This window comes from Nocardia sp. NPDC055050, from assembly GCF_053608345.1.
Map to the genome: position 1 here is coordinate 220,731 of NZ_JBSGVG010000008.1, position 21,594 is coordinate 242,324.

Annotated in this window: 21 protein-coding genes; 10 read left to right on the forward strand and 11 right to left on the reverse strand. The window is 67.9% G+C overall.

The window, feature by feature from the left end; all coding sequences use genetic code 11:
- Positions 1-29 precede the first annotated feature (29 nt).
- Together ACWGCN_RS11335 and ACWGCN_RS11340 are read left to right on the forward strand one after the other, a co-directional pair.
- Positions 30-1,622 (forward strand): FAD-binding protein, encoded by a 1,593-nt coding sequence (locus tag ACWGCN_RS11335; protein WP_449962984.1) that lies wholly within the window; start codon positions 30-32, stop codon positions 1,620-1,622.
- Positions 1,619-1,957, forward strand: a complete 339-nt coding sequence (locus ACWGCN_RS11340; RefSeq protein WP_379315814.1) for a 4Fe-4S dicluster domain-containing protein — start codon at positions 1,619-1,621, stop codon at positions 1,955-1,957. Before ACWGCN_RS11335 ends, ACWGCN_RS11340 begins: the two co-directional genes overlap by 4 nt.
- Here ACWGCN_RS11340 and ACWGCN_RS11345 read toward each other — a convergent pair.
- Positions 1,947-2,666 (reverse strand): 2'-5' RNA ligase family protein, encoded by a 720-nt coding sequence (locus tag ACWGCN_RS11345; protein ID WP_452457673.1) that lies wholly within the window; start codon positions 2,664-2,666, stop codon positions 1,947-1,949. The two genes, ACWGCN_RS11340 and ACWGCN_RS11345, sit on opposite strands and share 11 nt — an antisense overlap.
- Before the next feature lie 184 nt (positions 2,667-2,850).
- Between ACWGCN_RS11345 and ACWGCN_RS11350 the strand changes: the two genes are divergently transcribed.
- On the forward strand, positions 2,851-3,192 hold the full coding sequence (locus tag ACWGCN_RS11350) for a hypothetical protein (protein ID WP_452457674.1): 342 nt from the start codon (positions 2,851-2,853) through the stop codon (positions 3,190-3,192).
- Here the strand turns inward: ACWGCN_RS11350 and ACWGCN_RS11355 are convergent, their stop codons facing one another.
- The gene (locus ACWGCN_RS11355) at positions 3,193-3,594 is read right to left on the reverse strand and encodes a YybH family protein (protein WP_378991950.1); all 402 of its coding nucleotides are present in this window, start codon (positions 3,592-3,594) and stop codon (positions 3,193-3,195) included. It lies immediately after the preceding gene.
- A 78-nt stretch (positions 3,595-3,672) separates the two neighbouring features.
- A complete protein-coding gene (locus ACWGCN_RS11360; protein ID WP_452457675.1) occupies positions 3,673-4,239 on the reverse strand; it encodes a hypothetical protein in 567 nt (188 codons plus the stop codon).
- Positions 4,240-5,023: 784 nt separating this feature from the next.
- Here ACWGCN_RS11360 and ACWGCN_RS11365 point away from each other — a divergent pair.
- The 5 genes from ACWGCN_RS11365 to ACWGCN_RS11385 are packed head-to-tail and all read left to right on the forward strand — an operon-like array spanning position 5,024 to position 11,064.
- Positions 5,024-6,556: a condensation domain-containing protein gene (locus ACWGCN_RS11365; protein ID WP_452457676.1), complete on the forward strand. Its 1,533-nt coding sequence runs from the start codon at positions 5,024-5,026 to the stop codon at positions 6,554-6,556.
- 4 nt (positions 6,557-6,560) lie between these two features.
- Positions 6,561-7,880: a glycosyltransferase gene (locus ACWGCN_RS11370; protein ID WP_452457677.1), complete on the forward strand. Its 1,320-nt coding sequence runs from the start codon at positions 6,561-6,563 to the stop codon at positions 7,878-7,880.
- Positions 7,877-8,824 (forward strand): ATP-binding cassette domain-containing protein, encoded by a 948-nt coding sequence (locus tag ACWGCN_RS11375; protein WP_378991943.1) that lies wholly within the window; start codon positions 7,877-7,879, stop codon positions 8,822-8,824. The genes ACWGCN_RS11370 and ACWGCN_RS11375 overlap by 4 nt, the downstream gene beginning before the upstream one ends.
- 20 nt (positions 8,825-8,844) lie before the next feature.
- Positions 8,845-9,681 (forward strand): ABC transporter permease, encoded by an 837-nt coding sequence (locus tag ACWGCN_RS11380; RefSeq protein WP_452457678.1) that lies wholly within the window; start codon positions 8,845-8,847, stop codon positions 9,679-9,681.
- Positions 9,682-9,690: 9 nt separating this feature from the next.
- Complete coding sequence (locus ACWGCN_RS11385) at positions 9,691-11,064, forward strand: hypothetical protein (RefSeq protein ID WP_452451402.1); 1,374 nt, start codon at positions 9,691-9,693, stop codon at positions 11,062-11,064.
- Positions 11,065-11,074: 10 nt separating this feature from the next.
- Here ACWGCN_RS11385 and ACWGCN_RS11390 read toward each other — a convergent pair whose 3' ends face one another.
- The 8 genes from ACWGCN_RS11390 to ACWGCN_RS11425 form a co-directional block, all read right to left on the reverse strand.
- Positions 11,075-12,448, reverse strand: coding sequence for an FAD-dependent oxidoreductase (locus ACWGCN_RS11390; protein ID WP_452451400.1), 1,374 nt, complete (start codon positions 12,446-12,448; stop codon positions 11,075-11,077).
- 112 nt (positions 12,449-12,560) lie between these two features.
- Positions 12,561-12,920, reverse strand: coding sequence for a hypothetical protein (locus tag ACWGCN_RS11395; RefSeq protein WP_452457679.1), 360 nt, complete (start codon positions 12,918-12,920; stop codon positions 12,561-12,563).
- Positions 12,910-13,212: a hypothetical protein gene (locus ACWGCN_RS11400; RefSeq protein ID WP_378659886.1), complete on the reverse strand. Its 303-nt coding sequence runs from the start codon at positions 13,210-13,212 to the stop codon at positions 12,910-12,912. Before ACWGCN_RS11400 ends, ACWGCN_RS11395 begins: the two co-directional genes overlap by 11 nt.
- A gap of 48 nt (positions 13,213-13,260) precedes the next feature.
- Positions 13,261-14,064, reverse strand: a complete 804-nt coding sequence (locus ACWGCN_RS11405) for a HEAT repeat domain-containing protein (protein WP_452457680.1) — start codon at positions 14,062-14,064, stop codon at positions 13,261-13,263.
- Between the two features lie 346 nt (positions 14,065-14,410).
- The gene (locus tag ACWGCN_RS11410; protein ID WP_452457681.1) at positions 14,411-16,204 is read right to left on the reverse strand and encodes a multicopper oxidase family protein; all 1,794 of its coding nucleotides are present in this window, start codon (positions 16,202-16,204) and stop codon (positions 14,411-14,413) included.
- Between the two features lie 239 nt (positions 16,205-16,443).
- Positions 16,444-17,706: an acyl-CoA dehydrogenase family protein gene (locus ACWGCN_RS11415; protein ID WP_452457682.1), complete on the reverse strand. Its 1,263-nt coding sequence runs from the start codon at positions 17,704-17,706 to the stop codon at positions 16,444-16,446.
- 8 nt (positions 17,707-17,714) lie between these two features.
- On the reverse strand, positions 17,715-18,719 hold the full coding sequence (locus tag ACWGCN_RS11420) for a phosphotransferase family protein (RefSeq protein ID WP_452457683.1): 1,005 nt from the start codon (positions 18,717-18,719) through the stop codon (positions 17,715-17,717).
- Positions 18,716-19,006: a DUF6285 domain-containing protein gene (locus ACWGCN_RS11425; RefSeq protein ID WP_378991931.1), complete on the reverse strand. Its 291-nt coding sequence runs from the start codon at positions 19,004-19,006 to the stop codon at positions 18,716-18,718. The genes ACWGCN_RS11420 and ACWGCN_RS11425 overlap by 4 nt, the downstream gene beginning before the upstream one ends.
- Before the next feature lie 159 nt (positions 19,007-19,165).
- On the opposite strand from ACWGCN_RS11425, the gene ACWGCN_RS11430 reads away from it, so the two are divergent.
- Both ACWGCN_RS11430 and ACWGCN_RS11435 read left to right on the forward strand, forming a co-directional pair.
- The gene (locus ACWGCN_RS11430) at positions 19,166-20,455 is read left to right on the forward strand and encodes a hypothetical protein (protein ID WP_378991930.1); all 1,290 of its coding nucleotides are present in this window, start codon (positions 19,166-19,168) and stop codon (positions 20,453-20,455) included.
- Positions 20,452-21,219 (forward strand): hypothetical protein, encoded by a 768-nt coding sequence (locus tag ACWGCN_RS11435; protein ID WP_452457684.1) that lies wholly within the window; start codon positions 20,452-20,454, stop codon positions 21,217-21,219. The genes ACWGCN_RS11430 and ACWGCN_RS11435 overlap by 4 nt, the downstream gene beginning before the upstream one ends.
- Positions 21,220-21,594: the final 375 nt, after the last annotated feature.

The following is a 21,594-nucleotide window of genomic DNA, read 5'->3' on the forward strand; positions in this document are numbered from 1 at the left end:
CCTCCCCGCGCGACACACAGGAGCACACTATGACCGAACCATGGCACACCAGGACCGACGTGCTCGTCATCGGCGGCGGTCCCGCGGCATCCTGGGCCGCGATCCACGCCCGCGAGGCAGGCGCCGAGGTGATCCTGGTCGACAAGGGCTACTGCGGAACCAGCGGCGCCACAGCACCTTCGGGCACCGGTGTCTGGTACGTCGCGCCCGAGGCCGAGGCCCGCGCCAACGCGAAAGCGAGCAGGGAAGCCCTCGGCGGCTACCTCGCCGACCACTACTGGATGGATCGTGTCCTCGATCAGACCTACGTCAACATGAACCGGCTCGCCGTCGAGGGCCGCTATCCGTTCCCGGTCGACCCGGCCACCGGTGCGCAGTTGCGGACGGGCGTCCAGGGGCCGGAGTACATGCGCCGGATGCGCGCGTGGCTCACCCGGCTCGGCGTCCAGGTCCACGATCACTCCCCCGCGCTGGAACTGCTGGTCGACGAAGCGGGCGCGGTGCGCGGCGCGGCGGGCTACCAGCGTCAACTCGACCGGGACTACCGGATCACCGCGGGAGCGGTGGTACTCGCGACCGGTGGTTGTGCGTTCCTCTCGCGTGCCCTCGGCACCAACGTCGACACCGGTGACGGCGCGCTGATGGCGGCCGAGGCCGGCGCGCGATTCTCCGGTATGGAATTCTCCAACGCCTATGCCATCGTGCCCAAGGGTTCCACCATCACCAAGACCGCCTACTACGGCTACGCCACCTTCTTCGGCGAGGACGGCAGGGTGCTCGAGGAGGCGGGGTCGACGAAGGGCCGCTCGGTGATCGCCCGAACCCTCCTGCAGGAGAAGGTGTTCGCCCAGCTGGATCGCGCGGACGAGAGCGTGCAGGCGCAGATGCGGGTCGGTCAGCCGAACTTCTTCCTGCAGTTCGACCGGCGCGGCATCGATCCGTTCACCGACCGATTCGAGATCGACCTGCTCGCCGAGGGCACGGTGCGCGGCACCGGCGGCATCGACGTGGTCGACGACGACTGCGCGACAACGGTTCCCGGCCTCTACGTCGCGGGGGACGCGGCCACCCGCGAACGCATCTGCGGTGGTTTCACCGGAGGCGGGAGCCACAACGCCGCGTGGGCGATGTCGTCGGGAAGCTGGGCAGGCACGGGCGCCGCCGAACATGCTGTGACAGCGGCCCGATCCACTGGTGCGGTGCACGGCATCGGCGGGGTCGGCCTGCGCCCCGGCGACGCACCGTCGGTGACCGCGGCGGAAGTCGTCGCCGCCGCGCAGGACGAGCTGATCCCCTTCGAGAAGAACTACCTGCGCCACGGTGACCGGATGCGCCCCGCACTGGCTCGCCTCGACGAACTGTGGGACGTCGCGGCAGCCGGTCTCGGCGGCGGGACCGGCGACGAGCGGGTCAGGGCCCGGCAAGCGGCGGCGATCACCGCGGTCGGACGTCTCGTGTACCGATCCGCGTTGGCGCGCACCGAGACTCGCGGCATGAGCAAGCGCGCCGATCATCCCGACCTCGACGCGGCACAGCATCACCACCTGCACTCGGGCGGTCTCGACCGGCCGTGGGTCGATCCGTCGGACGCGCACAACTCGGGTCTGGCGGTGGCGTCGTGATCGAACTACTGCGCGCGCAGGACTGCATCGGCTGCGACAAGTGCGTGAGCGCCTGCCCCACCAACGTCTTCGACCGCGTCGACGGCGGGATCCCGGTTATCGCACGGCAATCCGATTGCCAGACCTGCTTCATGTGCGAGGCGTACTGCCCCACCGACGCGCTCTACGTCGCGCCCGAGGTGACCCCGCTGCCACCGGACGCGCCGGTCCCCACCGAGCACATCGGTCGATATCGGGAGAAGCTCGGGTGGGGACACGGGCGCATCGCCGGCGCCCAGCTCGCGGTGGGGCCGCGGCTTCCGCACGGCGCGCCGCCGCCGCGGCTCAACTCTTGAACGCGGCCACCGTCGGCTGCCGCAGCGGACCGAACAGCGGGTCGTCGAACACGCTCTGCTCGACGACCGGGTCCGGCTCCCGCAACAGCTCGGCGGTGCTGATGTCGGACCAGTCGTAACGTCCGTCCTCGCACTGCATTTCGACCATCGAGACCGCCGAGACGGTGTCGTCGAGGGCGAAGTCGGCGAACCCGTCCTCGGCGAGCGCGGTGCGGATCTCGTGCACCGGCGACGGGTGGGTCACGTGGGCCAGCGCCAGGTAGGGACGCAGCGGCTCCCCGAAATCGGGGATCCGCTCGCGGATCCACACATCGGTCAGCGCGTCGGTCAGATCCGCGCGCACCCGCAGCAGTTCCTCCGACACAGTGACCGGCAGCCGGATCGTCTCGGCGGTGACCTCGGGCGGCCCGAAGGCGAGCTGGAACGGCGCGAGTTCGGCGAGCAGGTCGCGGGCGCCCGCCACCAGCGCCGCCAGGTGCACCCCTTTGACCCCGTCGGCGAACCCGATGCCCTGCACGCCGATCCGCAGCCGGGCGGCATCGACCTGTTCGAGTCCGGGCAGGCGTGACAACGTGGGCGCGAAGATCTCGACCAGCTTGTCGGCGACCGGCTGGGTCGGCATGATCTGCCAGTTGTAGAACGAACGACCCGGCGTCCACCCCGGACGCCACCACCAGCGACTGGCAACAGTCATTTCGCTCGCGATCATCGTGCGCCACCTCCCGATCTCGGCCGACCCGCGGGTGAACACCCGGCTGGCCGGTCGTCCGCCCGACACGATCGGCACCGATGCTGCGATGCCAGTTACCTCACAGCGACGGTATTCCCGGTGTGATCGGCGGGCAACCTGGTGAGACCGTTCCGTTGTGTCTTCGACGCACTACACTGACGCCATGCCTGTTCGACGGCTGATCACGCTCTCCGCGTTCGCCCTCCTGCTTCCCCTCACTGTTTCCGCGTGCACGATGACCGGACCCGGTACCACCTCCGAATGCAGTGTGAGCGGGTGCACCGTCACCTTCGATCGTGGAGTGAGCGCCAAAGCCTCGGTGCTCGGTATCGACGTGGAGCTCGTCGCGGTGAACGGTGACATGGTCACCTTGAGCGTCGGCGGTCAGCCGATCACGGTTCCGGTCGGCCAGTCGCAGGCCAGCAACGGAACCGATGTGCGGGTCAGCGAGGTGACCGACGACAAGGTCGTCGTCGTCTTCGCGACCGGCCTGAGCCCGAACTGATCATCCGGGCACGTTCGACCGTTCTCCCGCTTCGCTGACCACCCAGGGCGCGTTCGGTTGATCGAGAATCCAGCGCCAGCTCCCGTCGGGTTGTCTGCGCGCCACCTCGACGGTCGCGCCGGTGCCTCCCGGCAACCGCGACGACGTCAGCGCTAGATCGCCCGCGAGCAAGGCGGGCGCCTGGTGCCCGGGTTGGAACACCGGTCGATCGGCGACCAGCCGCGCGTACGCCGCCCGTATCTCGTCCACGCCCGTCGCGACGACACCGTCGGGCAGTGCGAGCACCGCGTCGGACTCGTACAGCTCGACGAGTCCGTCCACATCACCGGCGTTCAATCGCTCGACCACCAGCCGACTCAGATCCTCCGGGCGCTGCGCACGTTCGCGCATCTTCTCGGCCATCGCCACCCTCCCTCGACTCGGGTTGTGCGACAACGGTAACGCCGGGGTCCGACATGAATCGGGCACTCGGCACGGAGGTCAGGGGTGGTCGTGCATCGTCACCGCGAATCGGTGCCAGTTCCCGTCATAGGGGGTGTAGACGGGCTGATATCCCGCACCGCCGTGATCCGGCGGCGGAGTTCCGGGCGGGAAGTAGGCCAGACCGCCCACAATCGCCATGTCGTCGATAGTGAACTGGCACCCGCCGTCACTGGACCTGACCCTGTCGGTCCGAATGACCCCGAACCACTCTTCCTCGGATTCCCGGCAGCTCTGCGCGGCATCGGTCATCGCGTCGGCCGACAGCCACCACCCGACTTTCTCCGGCAACCCGAACCACACCAGACCCAGCCCGGCGATCACCACTACCGGCGCGACGGCGACGGCTCGGTACTCCCGATACCGAGCACACCCGATCGGCGCCAGAATCATCCACGACAGCCCGCAGGCCAGCAGTATCAGTACCGCGAGAACCCAGCCGAGAACGTCGATGTGCGTGGCATCGACCACTAGCATCAGCGCGATCGCCCCCGTCGCGGCCCCGGTGGTGACCCGCATCGTCACCGACCATCGCCGTGGCGCCCGAACCGTCCCCACCGTCGTCATCAGCCCACTCTACGAGCGCCCCGCCCCCGCAGTGACGGCGAAACCCCCGAAGGCCAACGGCCTCCAGGGGTTTCGCGGACACCACGTGATGTCAGCCGATCACAGCGGCGGGAATCCCGACGATCCGGTCGCCATCCAGTTCCAGAACTCGGTGACGCGGTTGAGGACCAACGCCATGATGTCGAGGGCAGTGCTTCCCATTGTCTTCCTTCACATCCGAACGAACACTTCGCGCGTTCACCATAGCAACCGGCATCGAGTGAGCAACGTTGTGATAACGGACAGATGACAGCGACCATGATGGTCTCCGGTGACGAGCCCGATCGCCGTGACCGGATAATTCCGGCAGCCGATCATCGGATGCACCGGTCGCCATATAGCGAAATGCCCATATGAAACGCGCCAGGTGAACATCAGGGAAACGCACCTGTACAGACGGCTGCCGACAGTGTGATGGTGCCTACAAAAATCATCCCATCCGGAATGAACAAAATATAGACAGACAATCACGTACCCGAATACGGCCTTTTCCAACCCCGATGCAGGACAGGTGAATCCGTGCCGCAATCGCGAAAAGCGGCAGGCAACAGAGTTTTGTTCAGCTAAACCGTGATGCCCATCACTGTGCCGCTCTCAGCAGAATCACATATACGATCAATCTCGCCGAGGCTTCACGGAAATGTTTTCACCGCCGAAGTTCAACGCAGCAGGTGACACAGTGCGGTGTTCTCCTCCCCCATCCTTCCGCCGCTTCGGCATGCATTCGTCACGAGGTGAACCGGTCATGGAATACACCCACCTGTCCGAATTCGAAATCCGTTCAGGCGCTTTGTCGATGTGGACGCCCGAGCTCGCCGCCGACGCGTGGCAGCCCGACGATCGCCCGCTCACCAGCGTGCACGCCGATTACTGCGCGAGCGTCGATCCCACCGATCCGCTGCCCGGTCGCGGGCGCTGGATCGGCACCGTCTTCGAGATGGACGCCCCGCTCGACGGTCCCACCTGGCGTGAGACGCTGCGGCGCTGGCATGCCAGGCACGAGGGTCTGCGCACCACGGTGACCACCGCATCGGCGGGCGAGCCGCGCAGACTCGTCGCCGCGCCCACCGCCGTCGATATCATCGAACAGCCCGTTGCCGACTGCACCGACGGTACCCGGATCAACGAATTCCTCAGCGGCACACTCGAAGAGCGCCTGTCGCCACTGGTGTGGCCGCACTGCCTGGCCGCCACGGTCGAGCACGCAGGCACCGGTGACTTCACCGTCCTCGTCGCGGCCGATCATTCCGTGATGGACGCCTACGCACAGGCCATCCTGATCCTCGAACTGCGCACGCTCTACCGGGAGGTCATGGCGGGCGAGGCGTCGCGCGAGTCGGTCACCTTCGGTAGCGCGGCCGACTTCGCCGTCCTGGAGCGAGCGAGCGCGGCCGAACTCGGTCCGGATTCGCCCGCGGTCGCGACGTGGCGCGAATTCCTCGCCGACGGTGCCATGCCGCGCTTCGCCCCGCAGGCCCAGCGGCCCGCGCGCGCGGATCTGCCCCAGCCCAGTGTGTCGCGACGGCTGCTCGATCTCCCCGAACTCGAGCAGGTCGAAGCGGTTCTCGACCAGGTGCGCCACCGGATGTCGGTGGCGGTGTTCGCCGCGCTGGCGGTGGCCAATCAGCGGCGGTTCGGCGCGGACCGGATGCGTACCGCGATGCCGATCGCGACCCGCCCCGATCTGCGCTGGCTGGAGTCGATGGGCTGGTTCGTCAATGTGGTCCCGGTCGATATCGCGCTCACCCCCGGTGTCGGCATCGCCGGAGCCATGGATCTGGCGCGGGCCGCACTGCGTCGTTCACGCACCGCCAACGACGCCTCCTGGTCGCGCGTCCTCGACCTGCTCGATGTCGCCGAGACGCCGCGTTTCGGCATCTCCTTCCTCGACATCCGCGTACTGCCCGGCTACGAATTGGTCGCCGACCTGCGCGGACGGACCCTGCGGGCCGAGTCGTACTCGGCCGACGAGGTGTTCCTGTGGGTTGTGCGCGCCGCCGACGGCCTGTACGTGTCGACACGGTATCCCGCCGGCTTCCCCGCCGAGGTCATGGACGAGTTCCTGACCGCGTTCGGTCAGGCACTGTCGTCGATCACGGCCGCGGTGCACGCGGATCCGGCGGTCGACCAGGCCGGCGCCGGCCAACCGTCCGCAGCGGTTCATGCGGGGTCGGCGGCCGACGGACTGCCGCCGTCGGTGGTGGCGGAAACACCGATGCCGACCGATGCCCGAGCACTGCGAGCCGACACGCTGCGTGTCGCCGTGCAGGCGGGGTGAGCGGATGCGCCCCCTGTTGGCCTTCACCGGCAGCCGAGGAGACGCCCAGCCCGGCATCCTGCTGGCTCGTGCGCTGCGTGCGCGCGGTCACGACGTGACCTTGGCGCTCGCCCCGAACCTCGTCGCCTTCGCCCGTGACCACGGGGTTGCGGCGGTGCCGTTCGGCTGCGATACGGCCGACCTCTTGGTGGCACAGCGCACCGATCGACGGTTCGCCGGCCGCGATCCGCGCGCCCGGCTACGGGCGCTGTTCGATCTGCAACGGCGTGGCGTGCCCGAGCAGCTTCACGACCTGCGCGCACTGGCACCCGGACATGACCTGGTGGTCGCGGGGATGGCAGGCGAGGAAGTGGCCGAGGCGGTGGCGCGGGCGCTCGGACTGCCGTTCGCGGCGGTGCACTTCTTCCCGATCCAGCCGAACAGTACGGTCCCGGTCGCGCCGGTGCGCTGGGCGGACCGGCTTCCCGGGTTCGTGCACCGAGGGGGGTGGTCGCTCCTGGCACGGGCACGTGCGGCCGCGTTGGCCCCCGTTCTGCCGAGCGGGCGGCCGCCCGCTCGGGCGGCGACAGCGTCATCGGTAGCGTCCGACGAAGCTGGGGCGACTGCGCGAATCCAGGCCTATGACCCGCGGTTGTTCCCTGGTCTGCGTCAGCAGTTGCCGGGCCCGTTCACGGGATTCCTGACCGATGTGGACGGATTCCTCACCGGTGTACCAGGTTTCGCGAGCCACGCACCTGCCGCCACCGCGGCCGGGGCCGAGGATCTCGATGCGTGGCTCGATGCGGGAACCGCGCCGATCTATGTCGGGTTCGGTTCCATGGATGTCGGCGATCCGGCTGCCTTCGTCGCGATGTTGCGCGAGGTGTGCGCCCGGCGGGGCCGTCGGCTGCTGCTGGCGTCGGGCTGGGCGAGGATCGATCCGGGATTCGAGGATGCCGTCGCGATCGTCGGTCACATCGATCACGCTCGGATACTGCGTCGTTGCGCCGCGGCCGTGCACCACGGCGGCGCCGGGACGACGGCGGCCGCACTGAGAGCGGGTGTGCCGCAAGTGATCTGCTCGGTCCAGGCCGACCAGCCCTACTGGGGCCAGGCGTTGCGGCGGCTCGGTCTCGCGGCCACGATTCCCGCGACGAAGCTCACCGCCGAACGCCTCGACGCACTACTCGACCAGGTCTCGCGTCCCGACGTGGTCGAGCGAGCGGCCTCCTGGGCCGCCGGTTTCACCACCGACGGTGTCGAGCGAGCCGCCGATGCCGTCGAGGCGCTGCTGGGTTCGCCGGACGCCCCTGAACTGCTCCATTCCGCCGGGAGGCAACTGTGAGTACCGACATCGCCATCCGCACCACCGGTCTCGGCAAGTCCTACGGCGATTTCACCGCCGTCGGCAGCGTCGACCTCACCATCGCGGCGGGGACCGTGTTCGCCCTGCTCGGCCCCAACGGCGCGGGTAAGACCACCACCGTGCGCATGCTCGCGACCCTGGTCCGTCCCGATCGCGGCTCCGCCGAGATCTTCGGCTACGACATCACACGCGACGCGACCGCGGTGCGCTCGATGATCGGGCTCACCGGCCAGTACGCCTCCGTCGACGAAACCCTCACCGCCGGTGAGAATTTGCGGCTCTTCGGGCGCTTGCTCGGGCTGTCCCGCCGTGATGCCGCACGCCGCAGTGCCGAGCTGCTCGAGGAGTTCGAGCTGTCGAAGGTCACCGACCGGCCGGTGAACCAGTTCTCCGGTGGTATGCGCCGGCGGCTCGATCTGGCGGCGACGCTGATCACCGATCCGCCGCTGATCTTCCTCGACGAGCCGACCACCGGACTCGACCCGCACACCCGCGACAAGATGTGGGGCGTGATCCGGCGTCTGGTCGCCCGCGGCGCGACCGTTCTGCTCACCACGCAGTACCTCGAAGAGGCCGACGCGCTGGCCGACCGGATCGCCGTCATCGACCGCGGCACGATCGTCGCCGAGGGCACCGCGGCCGAGTTGAAGTCGTCCATCGGCGATCAGGTGTTGCGCCTGGAACTCGCCGACCCCGCCCGATCCGCCCACGCGGAGGCCATCATCGTCTCGCTCACCGGCGAGGTGCCGGAAGGGTCGTCGGCGGGCATGCTCACCGTCGCACTCACCGATGCGGGCACCGCCGCCGATATCGTCGCCGCCTGCCGTGGCGCGGGCATCGCACTGCGCGGGTTCGCTGTCGACCGTCCCGATCTCAACGAGGTCTTCCTCGCGCTGACCGGCACCGACCGCGTCGCCGCCTGATCCGAAAGACCGAGGCCACCATGACTGCCACCATCGCCGAGAGCACCGTCGAGCTCACCGCGGCACCGACGATCGACCGCCGTCCCCGGATCACCCATGTCAGCCTGCGCGCCTCGCTGTTCCAGTCGCTGATGATGGCGTGGCGCGGTGTGCTCACCTTCCGGCACAGCCCGCAGTTGCTCTACGACGCGCTGCTGCTGCCCATTGTGGGGCCGTTGCTGTTCGGCAGCATCTTCGGCACTGCCATCGCGGGCAGCATGCAGGCCTACCTACCGATTCTGATTCCCGGCGTGCTGGTGCAGATCGTGCTGACGTCGTCGGTCGCGACCGGCGTGCAGTTGTCCGAAGACATTCGGTCCGGGGTCTTCGATCGGTTCGTCGCCATGCCGATCGCCCGATCCGCACCGGTCGCCGGAGCGCTGCTGGCCGGGGCGACCCGGTATGTCATCGCCGCGACCACGGTGGTGATCGTGGGGTTCGCGATGGGGTATCGGCCCGATCATCCGGTCGGGTTCGCCGCCGGTGCGGTGCTCGTCGTCCTGGCCACCACCGCGATCAGCTGGTTGTTCGCGTTCATCGGCGTCACCGTATCGAGACCCGCCGCGGTCCAAGGCATGTCGATGCTGGTGCTCACCTTCCTGAGCTTCGCCTCCAACGCCCTGGTGCCCGAGTCGGCGATGCCGACCTGGCTCCGCTACGTCTCCGACTACAACCCGGTGTCCTATCTGGTGTCCGCGGTGCGCGGGCTCGCCGAGAACGGCGTCATCGGCACCGACGCCCTGTGGTCGGTGGTGGCCTCGCTCGTGATCGCCGCCGTCTTCGCACCCCTGACCGTCCGCACCCTGCGTGCTCGCTGAGGAGTTCTGATGACACTCACCATGTCGACCCCGCCCGTCATCTCCCGGGTCGGTGTCAACCGGCTCACCGCCGACGACGACCTGTTCCTCAAGCTGCACAGCCTCTACGGCAACGCCCTGGTCAATCAGCTCGCGTGGCGGTTCGACGCGCCCCTCGACCCTGAACTGCTCACCCGATTCCACACCCGGTTGGCCCAGGGTTTCCTGGCCCGGCGCGTGCAACCGGCCCGGGTACCGTTCGCCCGCCCCTACTGGCTGCCCGCGACGGAATCGCTTCCGCTGGGCTGGGATTCGGTGCCCGTCGCCGACGAGGAGATCCTAGACTGGTACTTCGCGCAGAGCCGGGTCGACTTCGATCCCGAGACCGGTCGGGTGTGGCGACTGTCCGCGGCGCCGACCACGGCGGGTGGGACGCTGGTGTCACTGGTCACCTCGCATGTGGCATCCGACGGCGGCGCGGTGCTGTTCGCCGTGGGCGACGCACTGGCGCGGCTCGATGAGAGCCCGGACGTGACAACCGGTTCGGGCCTGCTGGTCGGGACACAGCCACGCAACACGCTGGGTGCGAATCTTATCGACGCGGGCCGCCAGCTACGTGCGGTCGCACACGGGATTCGCGCGGCGATCGCCACCCGTGGCGTCATCGAGCCGGACCGCAACCCTCGCCCCGCGCTGCCCGAGCTGCCCCTGCCGGCCCAGTGGTCACCGGCGGATCTGGTGGTCCAGGTCGATCTCGCGGAGTGGAACGCCGCCGCCACACGGCATTCCGGCACCACGAACGGGCTCCTGATCGCCCTGGGAGCCGGTCTCCTCGGGCGCAGCGGGCGCGTCGGTGACACCGCCGGCATCCGCGTCGACATCCCCCATTCGATGCGCATCCCCGACGATCCCCGGGCCAATGCCACCACCGGCCTGCCGATCTCGGTCACCTACCGCACCGGCGAACGCATCGACCTCGCCGCCGTTCGCTCGGCTGTGAAGCGCGCCGCTACCGCCTATCGCGACCCGGCGACCACACCCGCTCTGCAACACCTCCAGCCGTTGCAGATGATCCTGCCCCGTTTCGTCCTCCGTCGTTTCGCGCGCACCGCCAAGGCCCCAGAATGCCTGTGCACAAACCTCGGCGAAACTGCCAGTGGCGTAGCCGATTTCGCAGGTCATCACGCCTCCGCCGTCCTCATGCGGCCTGTCGTCTGCACCAACGACACCGCCATGTTCCGCCGAGTGGAGGTAGGTGTGAATCTCTCCTTCTCCACCGACGGCCACACGGTCACCTTGGCTGTCACCGGCGCCGACCCCGACCGCTTTCCCAGCCGCACCGCCCTGCGTGAGCTGCTGACGGCAGAATGCGCGTCGTGGGGTCTCGCCCCCGACTTCTGGTGACTCCTCCGCGTCAGTGACCCGTCGCCACCGCACGCACAGCCGCCCGAGCCGCGACGAGGACGGGGTCCCATACCGGGGAGAACGGTGGGGCGTAGCCGAGGTCGAGCGCGGTCACCTGCTCCACCGTCATTCTGGCGGTGAGCGCCACTGCCGCGATGTCGATTCGCTTGGCGGCACCGGTGTAGCCGACGATCTGCACGCCGAGCAGCCGCCCGGTGCGACGTTCGGCGAGCATCTTCACCGTCATGGGTTCCGCGCCGGGGAAATACCCTGCGCGACCGGTGGATTCGATGGTGACGGAGTGGAACTGCAACCCCGCCCGCCTAGCGTCGTCCTCTCCCAGGCCGGTCCGCGCCACCTCGAGGTCGCAGACCTTGCTCATGGCGGTACCGACCACGCCGGGGAAGGTGGCGTATCCGCCGCCGACTCCTGATCCGATCACCTGCCCGTGCTTGTTCGCGTGGGTGCCGAGCGGAATGTGGCGCAGCGAGCCCGACACCAGGTCCAGCACCTCCACGCAGTCACCGCCGGCCCAGATGTCGTCGTATCCGCGCACGCGCTGAGCGAGATCGGTGAGCAGACCACCGCTCTCCCCCAGCGGAAGCCCGGCCCGACGCGCCAGCTCGGTCGCCGGTTGCACGCCGATCCCGAGCACGACCACATCGGCCGGGTACTCGGTGTCGGCGGTCGTCACGGCGCGGACCCTGCCCTCCTCCGAGGTCCGCATTCCGGTTACCTCGGTACCGCGAACGACCCGTATTCCCATTCCCTCCATGGCTTCTCGCACGCGCGCACCCATATCCGGATCCAACGTGGACATGGGTTCAGCGCCCCGAGTGACCATGGTGACCTCGAACCCCCGACGCACCAACGCCTCAGCCATCTCGACACCGATGTAGCCCGCACCCACCACAACGGCTCTACGCCCGCCGGCAGACTCCAGGCCTTCGATCAGCGCCTGCCCGTCGTCGAGGGTCTGCACCCCGTAGACCCCCTCGGCGTCGATACCGGGCAGTGGCGGACGGATCGGTGTCGCCCCCGTGGCCAACACGAGCTGGTCGTAACCCGTCCACGCTTGTACGCCGGTGTCGAGATCGCGAGACAGGACCCGTCGCCCCACCGGATCGATCTCGAGAGCCTCGGTCCGCATCCGCAGGTCGATGTCACGAGCGCGATGTTCGGCCACCGAGCGCGCGATCAGATGATCGGCATGGGCAACATCACCGGCCACCCAATACGGAATCCCGCACGCCGAATACGAGGAATGGTGCCCCTTCTCGAACACCACGATCTCGAGCTCACCGGCATCGCGCAATCTCCGCGCCTGCGACGCTGCCGCCATCCCCGTCGCATCCGCCCCGACAACCACCATCCGTGCGCCCATGCCACCACCGTACGAGAGCCTGTCGTGGTTTCGGCCACCAGCACCGCGAGTCGCCGGTTCACGAGTTTCACGGACCGAGGCCGTCGAAGATCCTATGAGTTGTCGGATCCACCTACGCCCAGGCGGTTCCCTTGCGTTCCAACCACTCCCAGATCAGCTCGGCGGCCGATTCACCATCGCGCAACGTTGTCGATGCCAGTTCGTCGAGGGAATCGGGTGAGCGGATCTCGAGGTAGAAATCGGTGTCGCTGTGACGGTAGGTCTGGATGAATTCAGGGTGGTCAGGACGGGATACCGTCATAAACGGGCCGCCGCGACTGTATTGCAGTTTGCTGATCCAATAGCTCAGCTGGGTGCGGGTGAGTGTGGTCAGGGTGCGCCCGCCGACCGTCACGTCCAGATTTCTGTGTATCGCCGGCGCTGTTTCCGGCAGTACGTCGGGCCATTCGTGGCCGGTGTTGTCATTCTTCATCCGGATACCCCCAGTCGAAAGCCACGCGGGCCTGCGGGACGAGCGCCGTCACCCGACGAGTGAGGCGATCTTCGAAAGCCTCACTCCAGCGGAAGAATCCGCTGAAGATCACCGGGTAGTCCGAGTCCGCGCGGACGAACAGACCGTCCTCGGTCTCCCCCATCCAGACGAACACCTCGTCTTCCAACCGCTCGTCCTTGAACACTTCGACGAGCAAGTCGGTCATTCCCACCCACTCGCGTTCGTTCGCGAGCCCCCGAACAGTCAGGGCGACATCGATATTCACTGACACCGGACGAGACTATCGCCCGCCACCGACAACGTTTCTCGAGCTGAACGCTCAGGATTCGCGCGCGGCGATCGCGGCTTGGATTCTGCGTAGCGTGCGCAGGCCCTTCTTCGCGGCGACGCTCACCATGCCGTCGAAGACGGTAGAGCCGCGATCGTTGGCCATCAGTCGTTCCAGTGTCGGCACGGCGCGATCGTCGCCGGTCGAACCGAGGGCGACGGCCGCCCAGTACCGCTTGTCGGGATCGTCGCTGGAGGCCGCCTCGATCAGCCTCGGGATGATGTCGGGAGCGAACTCCGACAACGCACTGGCGATGTAGCCGATGCGGTAGTAGCGGCGGTTCTCGAACTCGTCCCAGAGCGCTGCCAGTGCCGCATCACCACCGATCATGCCGAGGGCTTCGGCGGTGCGTTCGCGCATTCCGCTGATCGAGTCCTGCAGCAGGGGCGCGAGGGCCGGGACCACCGCTTCGTCGCCGAGGACGCCGAGGGCGATCACCGCCTGGTCGCGGGCGATGTCCTGTGGGTGGTCCAGCATCGCGACCAAGCCGGGAACCGCATCGCGGATGCCGAGGGCCGCGCAGCCCATCGCGGCCCATGCCTGGCAGTTGTAACGGGTGTCGGCGAGGGACGCGAGCAGGGGTTCGCGCAGGGTGTCGTCACCGAAGACCTCCGCCCGGTTCAGCGCCCTGCTGTAGAGCGACCGATGGTAGTCGGGATAGTCGCGAACGAGCGCGCGCAGGGTCTCCTCGGCGGATGCGTCGCCGTCCTCAGCCCGCACGAGCAGGAGCCGCAGATTGTCCTCGCGGGTCTCGAGATCACCGTCTTTCAGGAGTCGCACATCAGCTGGGTTCACCGCGCAACGGTACCTGGCGATCAACCGGATACTTGGCAAGCCGCAGGTCACAGAGCCGGCCCCCCTTGGCGGGAACCGCAACCCCCTCCTTTCGCCACAGCACCACACCCGCCGCCGGCAGCACCGCGGTCGCCGCGAGCGCCGGAATCGGCAGCGCGGGGTTCGGTCTCGGCATCGCTTATGACTCAGTGGTTTTCGGAGTCACACAGCCATCCGGGCCCGCAATGGCCGCGTACGCCATCGCGACCTACGGTAACGCGCGGTGCGCCATCATGTACCGGTGGTTCGGAGCCACCGAGCGCAGGTCACCGCGTCGCGACCCCGTTCATGCGCCGATCTCCACCCGCTACGGCACAATGCGGTATCGCAGCATCATGTCGTGGTCTTCGTGGTCGAGCAGGTGGCAGTGCCAGACATAGCCCTGCAGCGCACTGGTCGCATGGTCGGATTGCCGGTGGTCGCCGTGATCGTGGCCCCCAGCGAGCTCGGTCGGAACCCGGCGCGGGAACGTCGCGTCCGGATCGAAGCCCAATTCGGCCGCGGTCGGGAACCGGACGATGATGCTGGTGACGGTGCCGCCATCGACGCGAACGATGTCTTTGCGGCCCGCTTCCCACGGCTGCGGCGGCTGCATCGGACCGGCCAGGAAGCCATCGGCCGACGGCGCCCACCTGGTCCCGATCGGTGGCTGCGGATACGCGCTCTGATAGTCGAGAGTCCGCAGCGGCGTCCGGCCGAGAATGCGAAAAGTGACCAGGTGCAAGTGGATCGGGTGTGGATCGGGCGTGATGTTGATGATGTTCCACTGCTCGACGGTGCCCTGCCGTGGCATTTCGATCTCGGGACTGGTGAAGGTGAGGTTGTTGAGCGACATGATCGCCGGCGGCACCCGCAGTTCGTAGGGCTGACTCACGGTGACATCGCGAATGACCGTCGGCGTCTCGATCGGCGGCACCATCGGCGGCTGAAATGCCCCGCCGCGCAACCGTTGCGGCACGCCGCCGGACCAACCCGGCCGATCCTGCACCCGGAACTGGCAGAACCTCGGCATCGCGACCTCGCCGAGGATCGCGGCTTGGGATACCGGTGCTTCGTCGTTGCACAGCTCCACGGTCTCGCCCGGCGCCAACTCGGCGAAGTCGACGAGCACGTCCACCCGTTCGCCCGGTGACAACCGCAACTCGCGGACGGCGACCGCGGCGTCGAGCAGCCCGTGATCGCCGCCGATCACCCAGAACCGCATCCGGTTGCCGAAGAACAGATTCCACACACTGAACGACGCCGCGTTGAGCACCCGGAACCGGTACAGACCACGGGCGACCGGCAGGTACGGCCAGATCTTGCCGTTGACCAGACCGATGTCGCCCACCGCACCGCCCTCCCATCCGCCTGCCGGCACGATCGGAGTCGAACGGACCGACTGTTGCCCAGCGGCAGTGAACAGTTTCTCCTGCAGGACGAGGGGAATCTCGAACTCGCCTGCGGGCAGGCCGAGCGGATTGCCGGGTTCGCCGGTGTCGAATTCGTCGCGCAGCAGCAGCATTCCGGCCAGCCCGGCGTAGACGTTGAGTCGGGTGATACCCATGGCGTGGTCGTGATACCAGAGGTGTCCTGCGTCCTGGGCCAGCGGGAATTCGTGGTCGATGCCGCCGCCGGGATAGACGAGTTGCTCCGGGTGCCCGTCGCTGTCGGGCGGTGTCACACCGCCGTGCAGGTGCAGCGATGACGGTGCGGCGGTGCGGAAACTCGCTGCGACGCCGTGCAGGCTGGTGTCGACGTCGTCGGCGAGCGGGTGGGTGGTCAGCCGATTCTCGAACCGCAGCCGCAGTGCTGTGCCCACCGCATGCTCGATCGTCGGGCCCAGATAGCTCAGGCCGTTGTAGCCGAGTGCCGCCGATTCCGGCAGGTCACGGTGGAAGCGATGGGTGGTGGTCGAGGCGATGAGATCGAGCCGGGCGCCCCGCAGCACGGGCAGCCGGGGTAGCTCGTCGACGAACGGTTCGACCTGCGGGGAATGAAACAACAGTGGACTTCGTACGCCGGGCGGGACGGCCGAGACCGGTATTTCGAGCAGCGCCGCGCCGAGCAGACCCGCCCCCGCCGCGCGTAGCAACCGGCGGCGGTCGATCGGATGTTCCATGGTCGAACCCTTTCCGGGCGGCACCGTTGCCCACCCGAACGGGGCGACCATACCATCGGGTATGGCTATCCATACCAATTCGAATGGAACCGGCCGGGTCGATCCCCGGTGCGTGAAACACCCGCGCACCGGGGCGAACTCACGAATCGACCGACTGGGTGAGGCCGTAGACCGTGGTGCCGCCGACGCTGACCACGGTGTAGTTCGCCTCGACCCAGGCGGCGATAGAGGAGGCGGACTCACACCCCCTTGACCGCGGTTCGGTCCATGAACCCGAACAGGTACCCGGCCACCCGCCGCATCTGAATCTCCTCCGCCCCCTCGGTGATGCGGTAGCGCCGATGGTGCCGATAGATGTGCTCGAAGGGCTTGTGCCGCGAGTAGCCGAGACCACCGTGCACTTGCATGGCCCGGTCGGCGGCTTCACAGCACAGCCGGTTGGCCCAGTAGTTGCACATCGAAACCTGTTCGGAGGCAGCGAAAGTGCCGTAGGTGTCCATGGACCAGGCGGTCTTGTGAACGAGCGCGCGCAGCATCTCGCACTGTGTGTGCAATTCCACCAGCGGGAATTGGACGGCCTGGTTGACTGCCAGCGGCTTGCCGAAAGGCTTGCGCTCCTTGGCGTAGGCGACGGACTGGTCGATGCAGTACTGCGCCGCACCGAGACTGGAGGCCGCTTGGCGGATCCGGTTCTCGTTGAAGAAATGCTGGACGACGCCGAGCCCGAGACCCTCCTGCCCGAAGATCGCCGAACTCGGGACCCGCACCTCGGTCAGCGAGATGCGCGCGTGGTCGGTGGGCATGTTGAAGGTCCAGAGGTACTCCTCGATCCGGAAGCCGGGCGCGTCGGTCGGCACCAGGAACGCGGTGATGCCGTGTCCGTCGCCGGGTCGCCCCGCGGTGCGGGCGAAGATCAGATCGGCGTCGGCGATGTGGACTCCGGTGTTCCAGGTCTTGGCGCCGTTGATGATCCAGTCCTCGCCCGCCCGGACAGCGGTGGTCGCCATGTGGGTGGCGTCGGAACCGTGCTCGGGCTCGGTGATGCCGAAGGCGAAGAACTTGGTGCCCGCGGCCAGTCCGTCCACCCACTGGGCCCGCTGGGCCGGGGTGCCGTACTCGAGCATCAGCAACAGACCCACATTGTTGGCGACGATGGCGTGTTCGTTCTGCAGGTCGCAATGCAGACCGAGCCCCCGGCCGGCCAGGTGCTCGCGAATCACGGCCATCCCGAGATTGGTGCCGTCGCGCCCGCCGAACTCGCGCGGGAAGGCATAGCGGTAGTGGCCCGCGGCATCGGCACGACGACGCGCTTCGGCCAGTAGTCGCTCCCACTCCGCGGTCGGCAGGCCGCCACGGTCCCAGTCGGTGCGGGCGTCCTCACGGCGGTGGTCGAAGAAACGAAGGTTGTCGGCCTGCTGCTCGAGCGGGACGATCTCGGCTTCGATGAAAGCATCCAGCTCGGTCAGATATCCGGCCAGATCTTCGGGCAGTTCGAAATCCACTGTCTCTCCTAACCTTTCGCCTCGGGACGAATCTGCATGAGCAGGTCCCACTCGATTTCCGAAACACGACGTCCGCTGGCGGCCATGACGATGTCGCGCACGCTGCCGTCGACATGCGCGGCGGCCTGGGCGGCCAGGCCGACGCCCCAGGCCAGCGTGCCCATCACCTTCCACCAGCGGAATCTGTCGAGGTCGAAGTCACCGCCCGCGGCCTGGTAGCCGCGCAGGAAGCTCGCGCGGTCGGCGAAACCGCCGAACTCTCGTTCGTCCGCACCGAAGCGCCACATCCGCAGCGCGGGCCAGGCGACGTCACGCATCGGGTCGCCGAAACGCTGAGCGCCCTCCCAATCCAGCACGGCCCGCAAACCGTCGGCGGCGACGACGATATTGCCGTTGCGCAGGTCGGTATGCAGCAGCGCGGTGCGCGGCGGCGGGCCAGGGAGCCGCTGTTCCAGCCAGCGCAGCGCCAGCTCGAACACCGGCCGGTCGCCGAGCAGCACACGCACGTCCGCCTCGGCCGCGGCGAATAGGGCCGCGGCCGGATCGGCGCCCGCGGCGGGCACGGTGCGCGGAGCGACGGCCGGATCGATGGCGTGCAGCCTGCCCATCGCCTCGCCCCACTCGCGGGCCACCGTCTCGGCGGTGCCCGCGGCCGCGATGAGGCGTAATACCCTGCGCGGGACGGTCTCCCCGGCCACGTGCTCGCTGACAACGAACGGCTCGCCCACCACGGCCGGATCCGCGCAGACCGCCACCACCGCGGGCACCGCCACTCCGTGCGTGCGCGCCAGCTCACGCACCGCCGCCTCATCCTCGACCGACATGATCTGCACGGCGGCAGGCACGAGCGTGGCGACCAGCTTGCGGGCCCGCTCCCCCTCGACGTGCGCGGTGAAGCCGACATTGCGTCGGCGCGCACCGGCCGAAAGGTACTCCAGCTCGTCTACTCGCGTAGGCGCGGCCCAGGTCCGGGTCAGGAACTCGGCCAGACCTGCGACGAGATCGGTGGTCACTGCCCCTCCCAGCTGTCGTAACCGGGTTTGGCGATCGCCAGGTCGGCGCGCACCACCTCGACAAGCGCCTGCCACAGGGCGCGCTCGTCGTCGGCCGCGGCGAGTAGTTCGTGTTCGTGCCGCGTCGCCGCCGGCGCGAGATCGATCTCGCGCCGCACGATCCTGGCCAGATTCGCCCCCACCCGCGCACGGTGCTGCAGCGCGGGTGGCAAGGCCGGCAGCAATGTGCTCTCCAGTAGTTCGGCCAGGGACTCCAGCAGCTCGGCTGCGGGTGGTTGATTCTGCACAGTGACACCTCTGGCGCTGCCGCCATCGTGAACGAACTCAGCGTTTTGACTCGAAGGTGAAGCTACGGCAGATCGCGCAACGAGACAATAAGAGACTCAAAGCCTATATATCTCACGGCTTGGCGTGTTAGAAATACCGCCAACGGCAAGGAGGCGGTTGTGACACGTCCGTATCGGCTGATCGTGTGGGGCCCCGGCGATATGGGCGGGCGGGCGCTGCGCACAGCGCTGGCATCCCCCGATTTCGAGGTCGTGGGAGTCAAGGTGTTCAGCCCGCACAAGCACGGCAAGGACATCGGCGAACTGGTCGGGCTGGCGCCGGTGGGCATCACGGCGACTACGTCCAAGGCGGAAATCCTTGCACTGAAAGCGGATTGCGTCGTGCACACGCCGACGACACCGTCTCTGGTGCAGGGCGCCGATGCCGATGTGCTCGACCTGCTCGAGTCCGGCAAGAACGTGGTGTCCGCGGCGTCCTATCACAATCCGGCCATGCCCACCTGGCTGTCCGAATCGCGTTCGCCGCTGGAGGTATTGCGCACTGTCGCGCAGATGCGGGTGACCGGAGGCGCCTTCGGGCCGCAGTTGCCCAAGGCGCTGTCGGCGCTGAAAACGCTCATGCGCGTGGCAGATTCGGGCCCGCTTCGGTTCGCCGGTCCGGTCCTGGAGCGTCTGGCCGCACCGGTGGTGGACCGGGCGATCCCACGCCGAGCGACAGGCGAGCGACTTCAGGCTGCCTGCCTGCGGGGCGGGGTATCGCTGCACGGCACTGGCCTGCACCCCGGACTCATGGTGGAGCAACTGCTGCTGCGTCTGGCCGGGCTGCTCGACGAGGTGCGCGAGGTGAAATTCCTGGAGGTCGGTGATCTTTCGGCCGCGCCGGACGGCATGTGGGGCGGTCTGGCCAGCCTCGGTTTCGGGATGCCGCTGAGCGCGGTCGACTCCGACCACGCCATCGCGCTCATGCAGCACTTCTACTTCGACGCGGTGCTCGCCACCGTCGCGCACACGCTGTTCGGCGCCCGCGCCGAGGAGGTGCGGGTGGAACGGCATGTCTATCCCGTGCCGGCGCGGACCCGGGTGCAGGCCGGCGGCAGTGTGATCGAGCCGGGCACGGTCGGCGCCATCCACATGAGCTACCGCGGCTACCTCGGCGACCGGTTGTTCATGACCAACGCCGAATGCTGGCACGTCGGCCCGGGCAACGCCCACCTCGGGCCGGATCATCCGCGCAGCCTGGCCGGCGGGCATGTGATCACGCTGGACGGCAGCCCCGCCCGGATCGAGATGCGCAACGAACTCGACGACGAGTCCTACGAGGGCGATTGGTCCGCGGTCACCGACATCTCGGTCAAGGCGATGCTCGACGTCATCCCGGAACTGTGTGCGGCGCCGGCCGGTGTCGCGACGCCCGACCTGAGCCCTCGATACCGTCTGGAGACAGTATGACCTCCCCGCTGCTGGTCGCGGTGCTCGGCGCCGGGCCGCTCGCCGACCGGATCGCCGCGCACCCCGATATCGCTGTCGCGCCCCCTTCCTCGGCCGCGGTGGTCATCCACCTGACTGCCGATGTCGATGCGGTTGTCGCCCAGCTCGGCGCGGGCCGTGACGTGGTGACCGCGCTGCCCCTCGAAGCCCTCCCCCTGGACGAGGTGCGGGACGCCTGCCGCGACGGATCGTCCACCCTGCACGCCACCGGCGGCTTCCAGTCGGCGGTCGCGGCGCGGCTCACCCGCTCGCTCGCCGCCGCGACGCGGGAGATCACCAGGATCGAACTGATCGAGGAGCTCGAGCTGCCCGACGACGGCCTGTATCCGTGGAACACGGTGCCGGAGGAGATGTTGCCGGGTTACTACTTCTCCGGTCTGCGTGTACTGGAAGACGCCGCCTTCACCGGCTCATGCTCCGACATTCCCGCGCAGGCCGGTGCCGTCTACACCCTGGGCGACCGGATCACGTACCGTTCGATCCGCACCCGAGACACCGGCACCGTTGCGCTGCGCTATCGCCTGGTCACCACCACCGCAGCTGGAACTGCCACGGCCACAGTCGATTTCCATCCCACCGACGGGGTTCACCCGGCCGATCATCTGACGTCGGTGGATCTGGTGAAGGCGCTCGGTCCGGTTCACGCGAGCGAGCCCGGCATCGTGCTGCGCGATCTCGGCATCACCTATTTGGTCCCGGACGACCGGCTGCCGCGGTCCACGTAGGGCCGAAGGCGGTTGGATATCACCTTCTCGCAGGTCGTTACCCAGACCTTGCCGGTAACTGCAGGTTCTGCTGCTCCGGATTCATCGCGAAGCCCACTTGCCTCACAGCCCACAGCTGCGCTTCTCCGCCGTGTCGTGAGTTGCAAACATATTCAGATGCGAATATCTATACCTCTTACTACCAGACGCTCGGCACCCCGACCGGTCCCAGCTGGGCTTGTGCCGGACATGGGCTTCACTGACCGTTTCGAGGCTGACGACCCGGTAACCAAGATGATGTCCGGTGACGGCAGCGGCCCCGCCACGGGGATATACCACGCGGGGGCCCCAGCGAAAAAAGCAGGGAATAGCTAAATTTAAATAAGAAGAAACCAA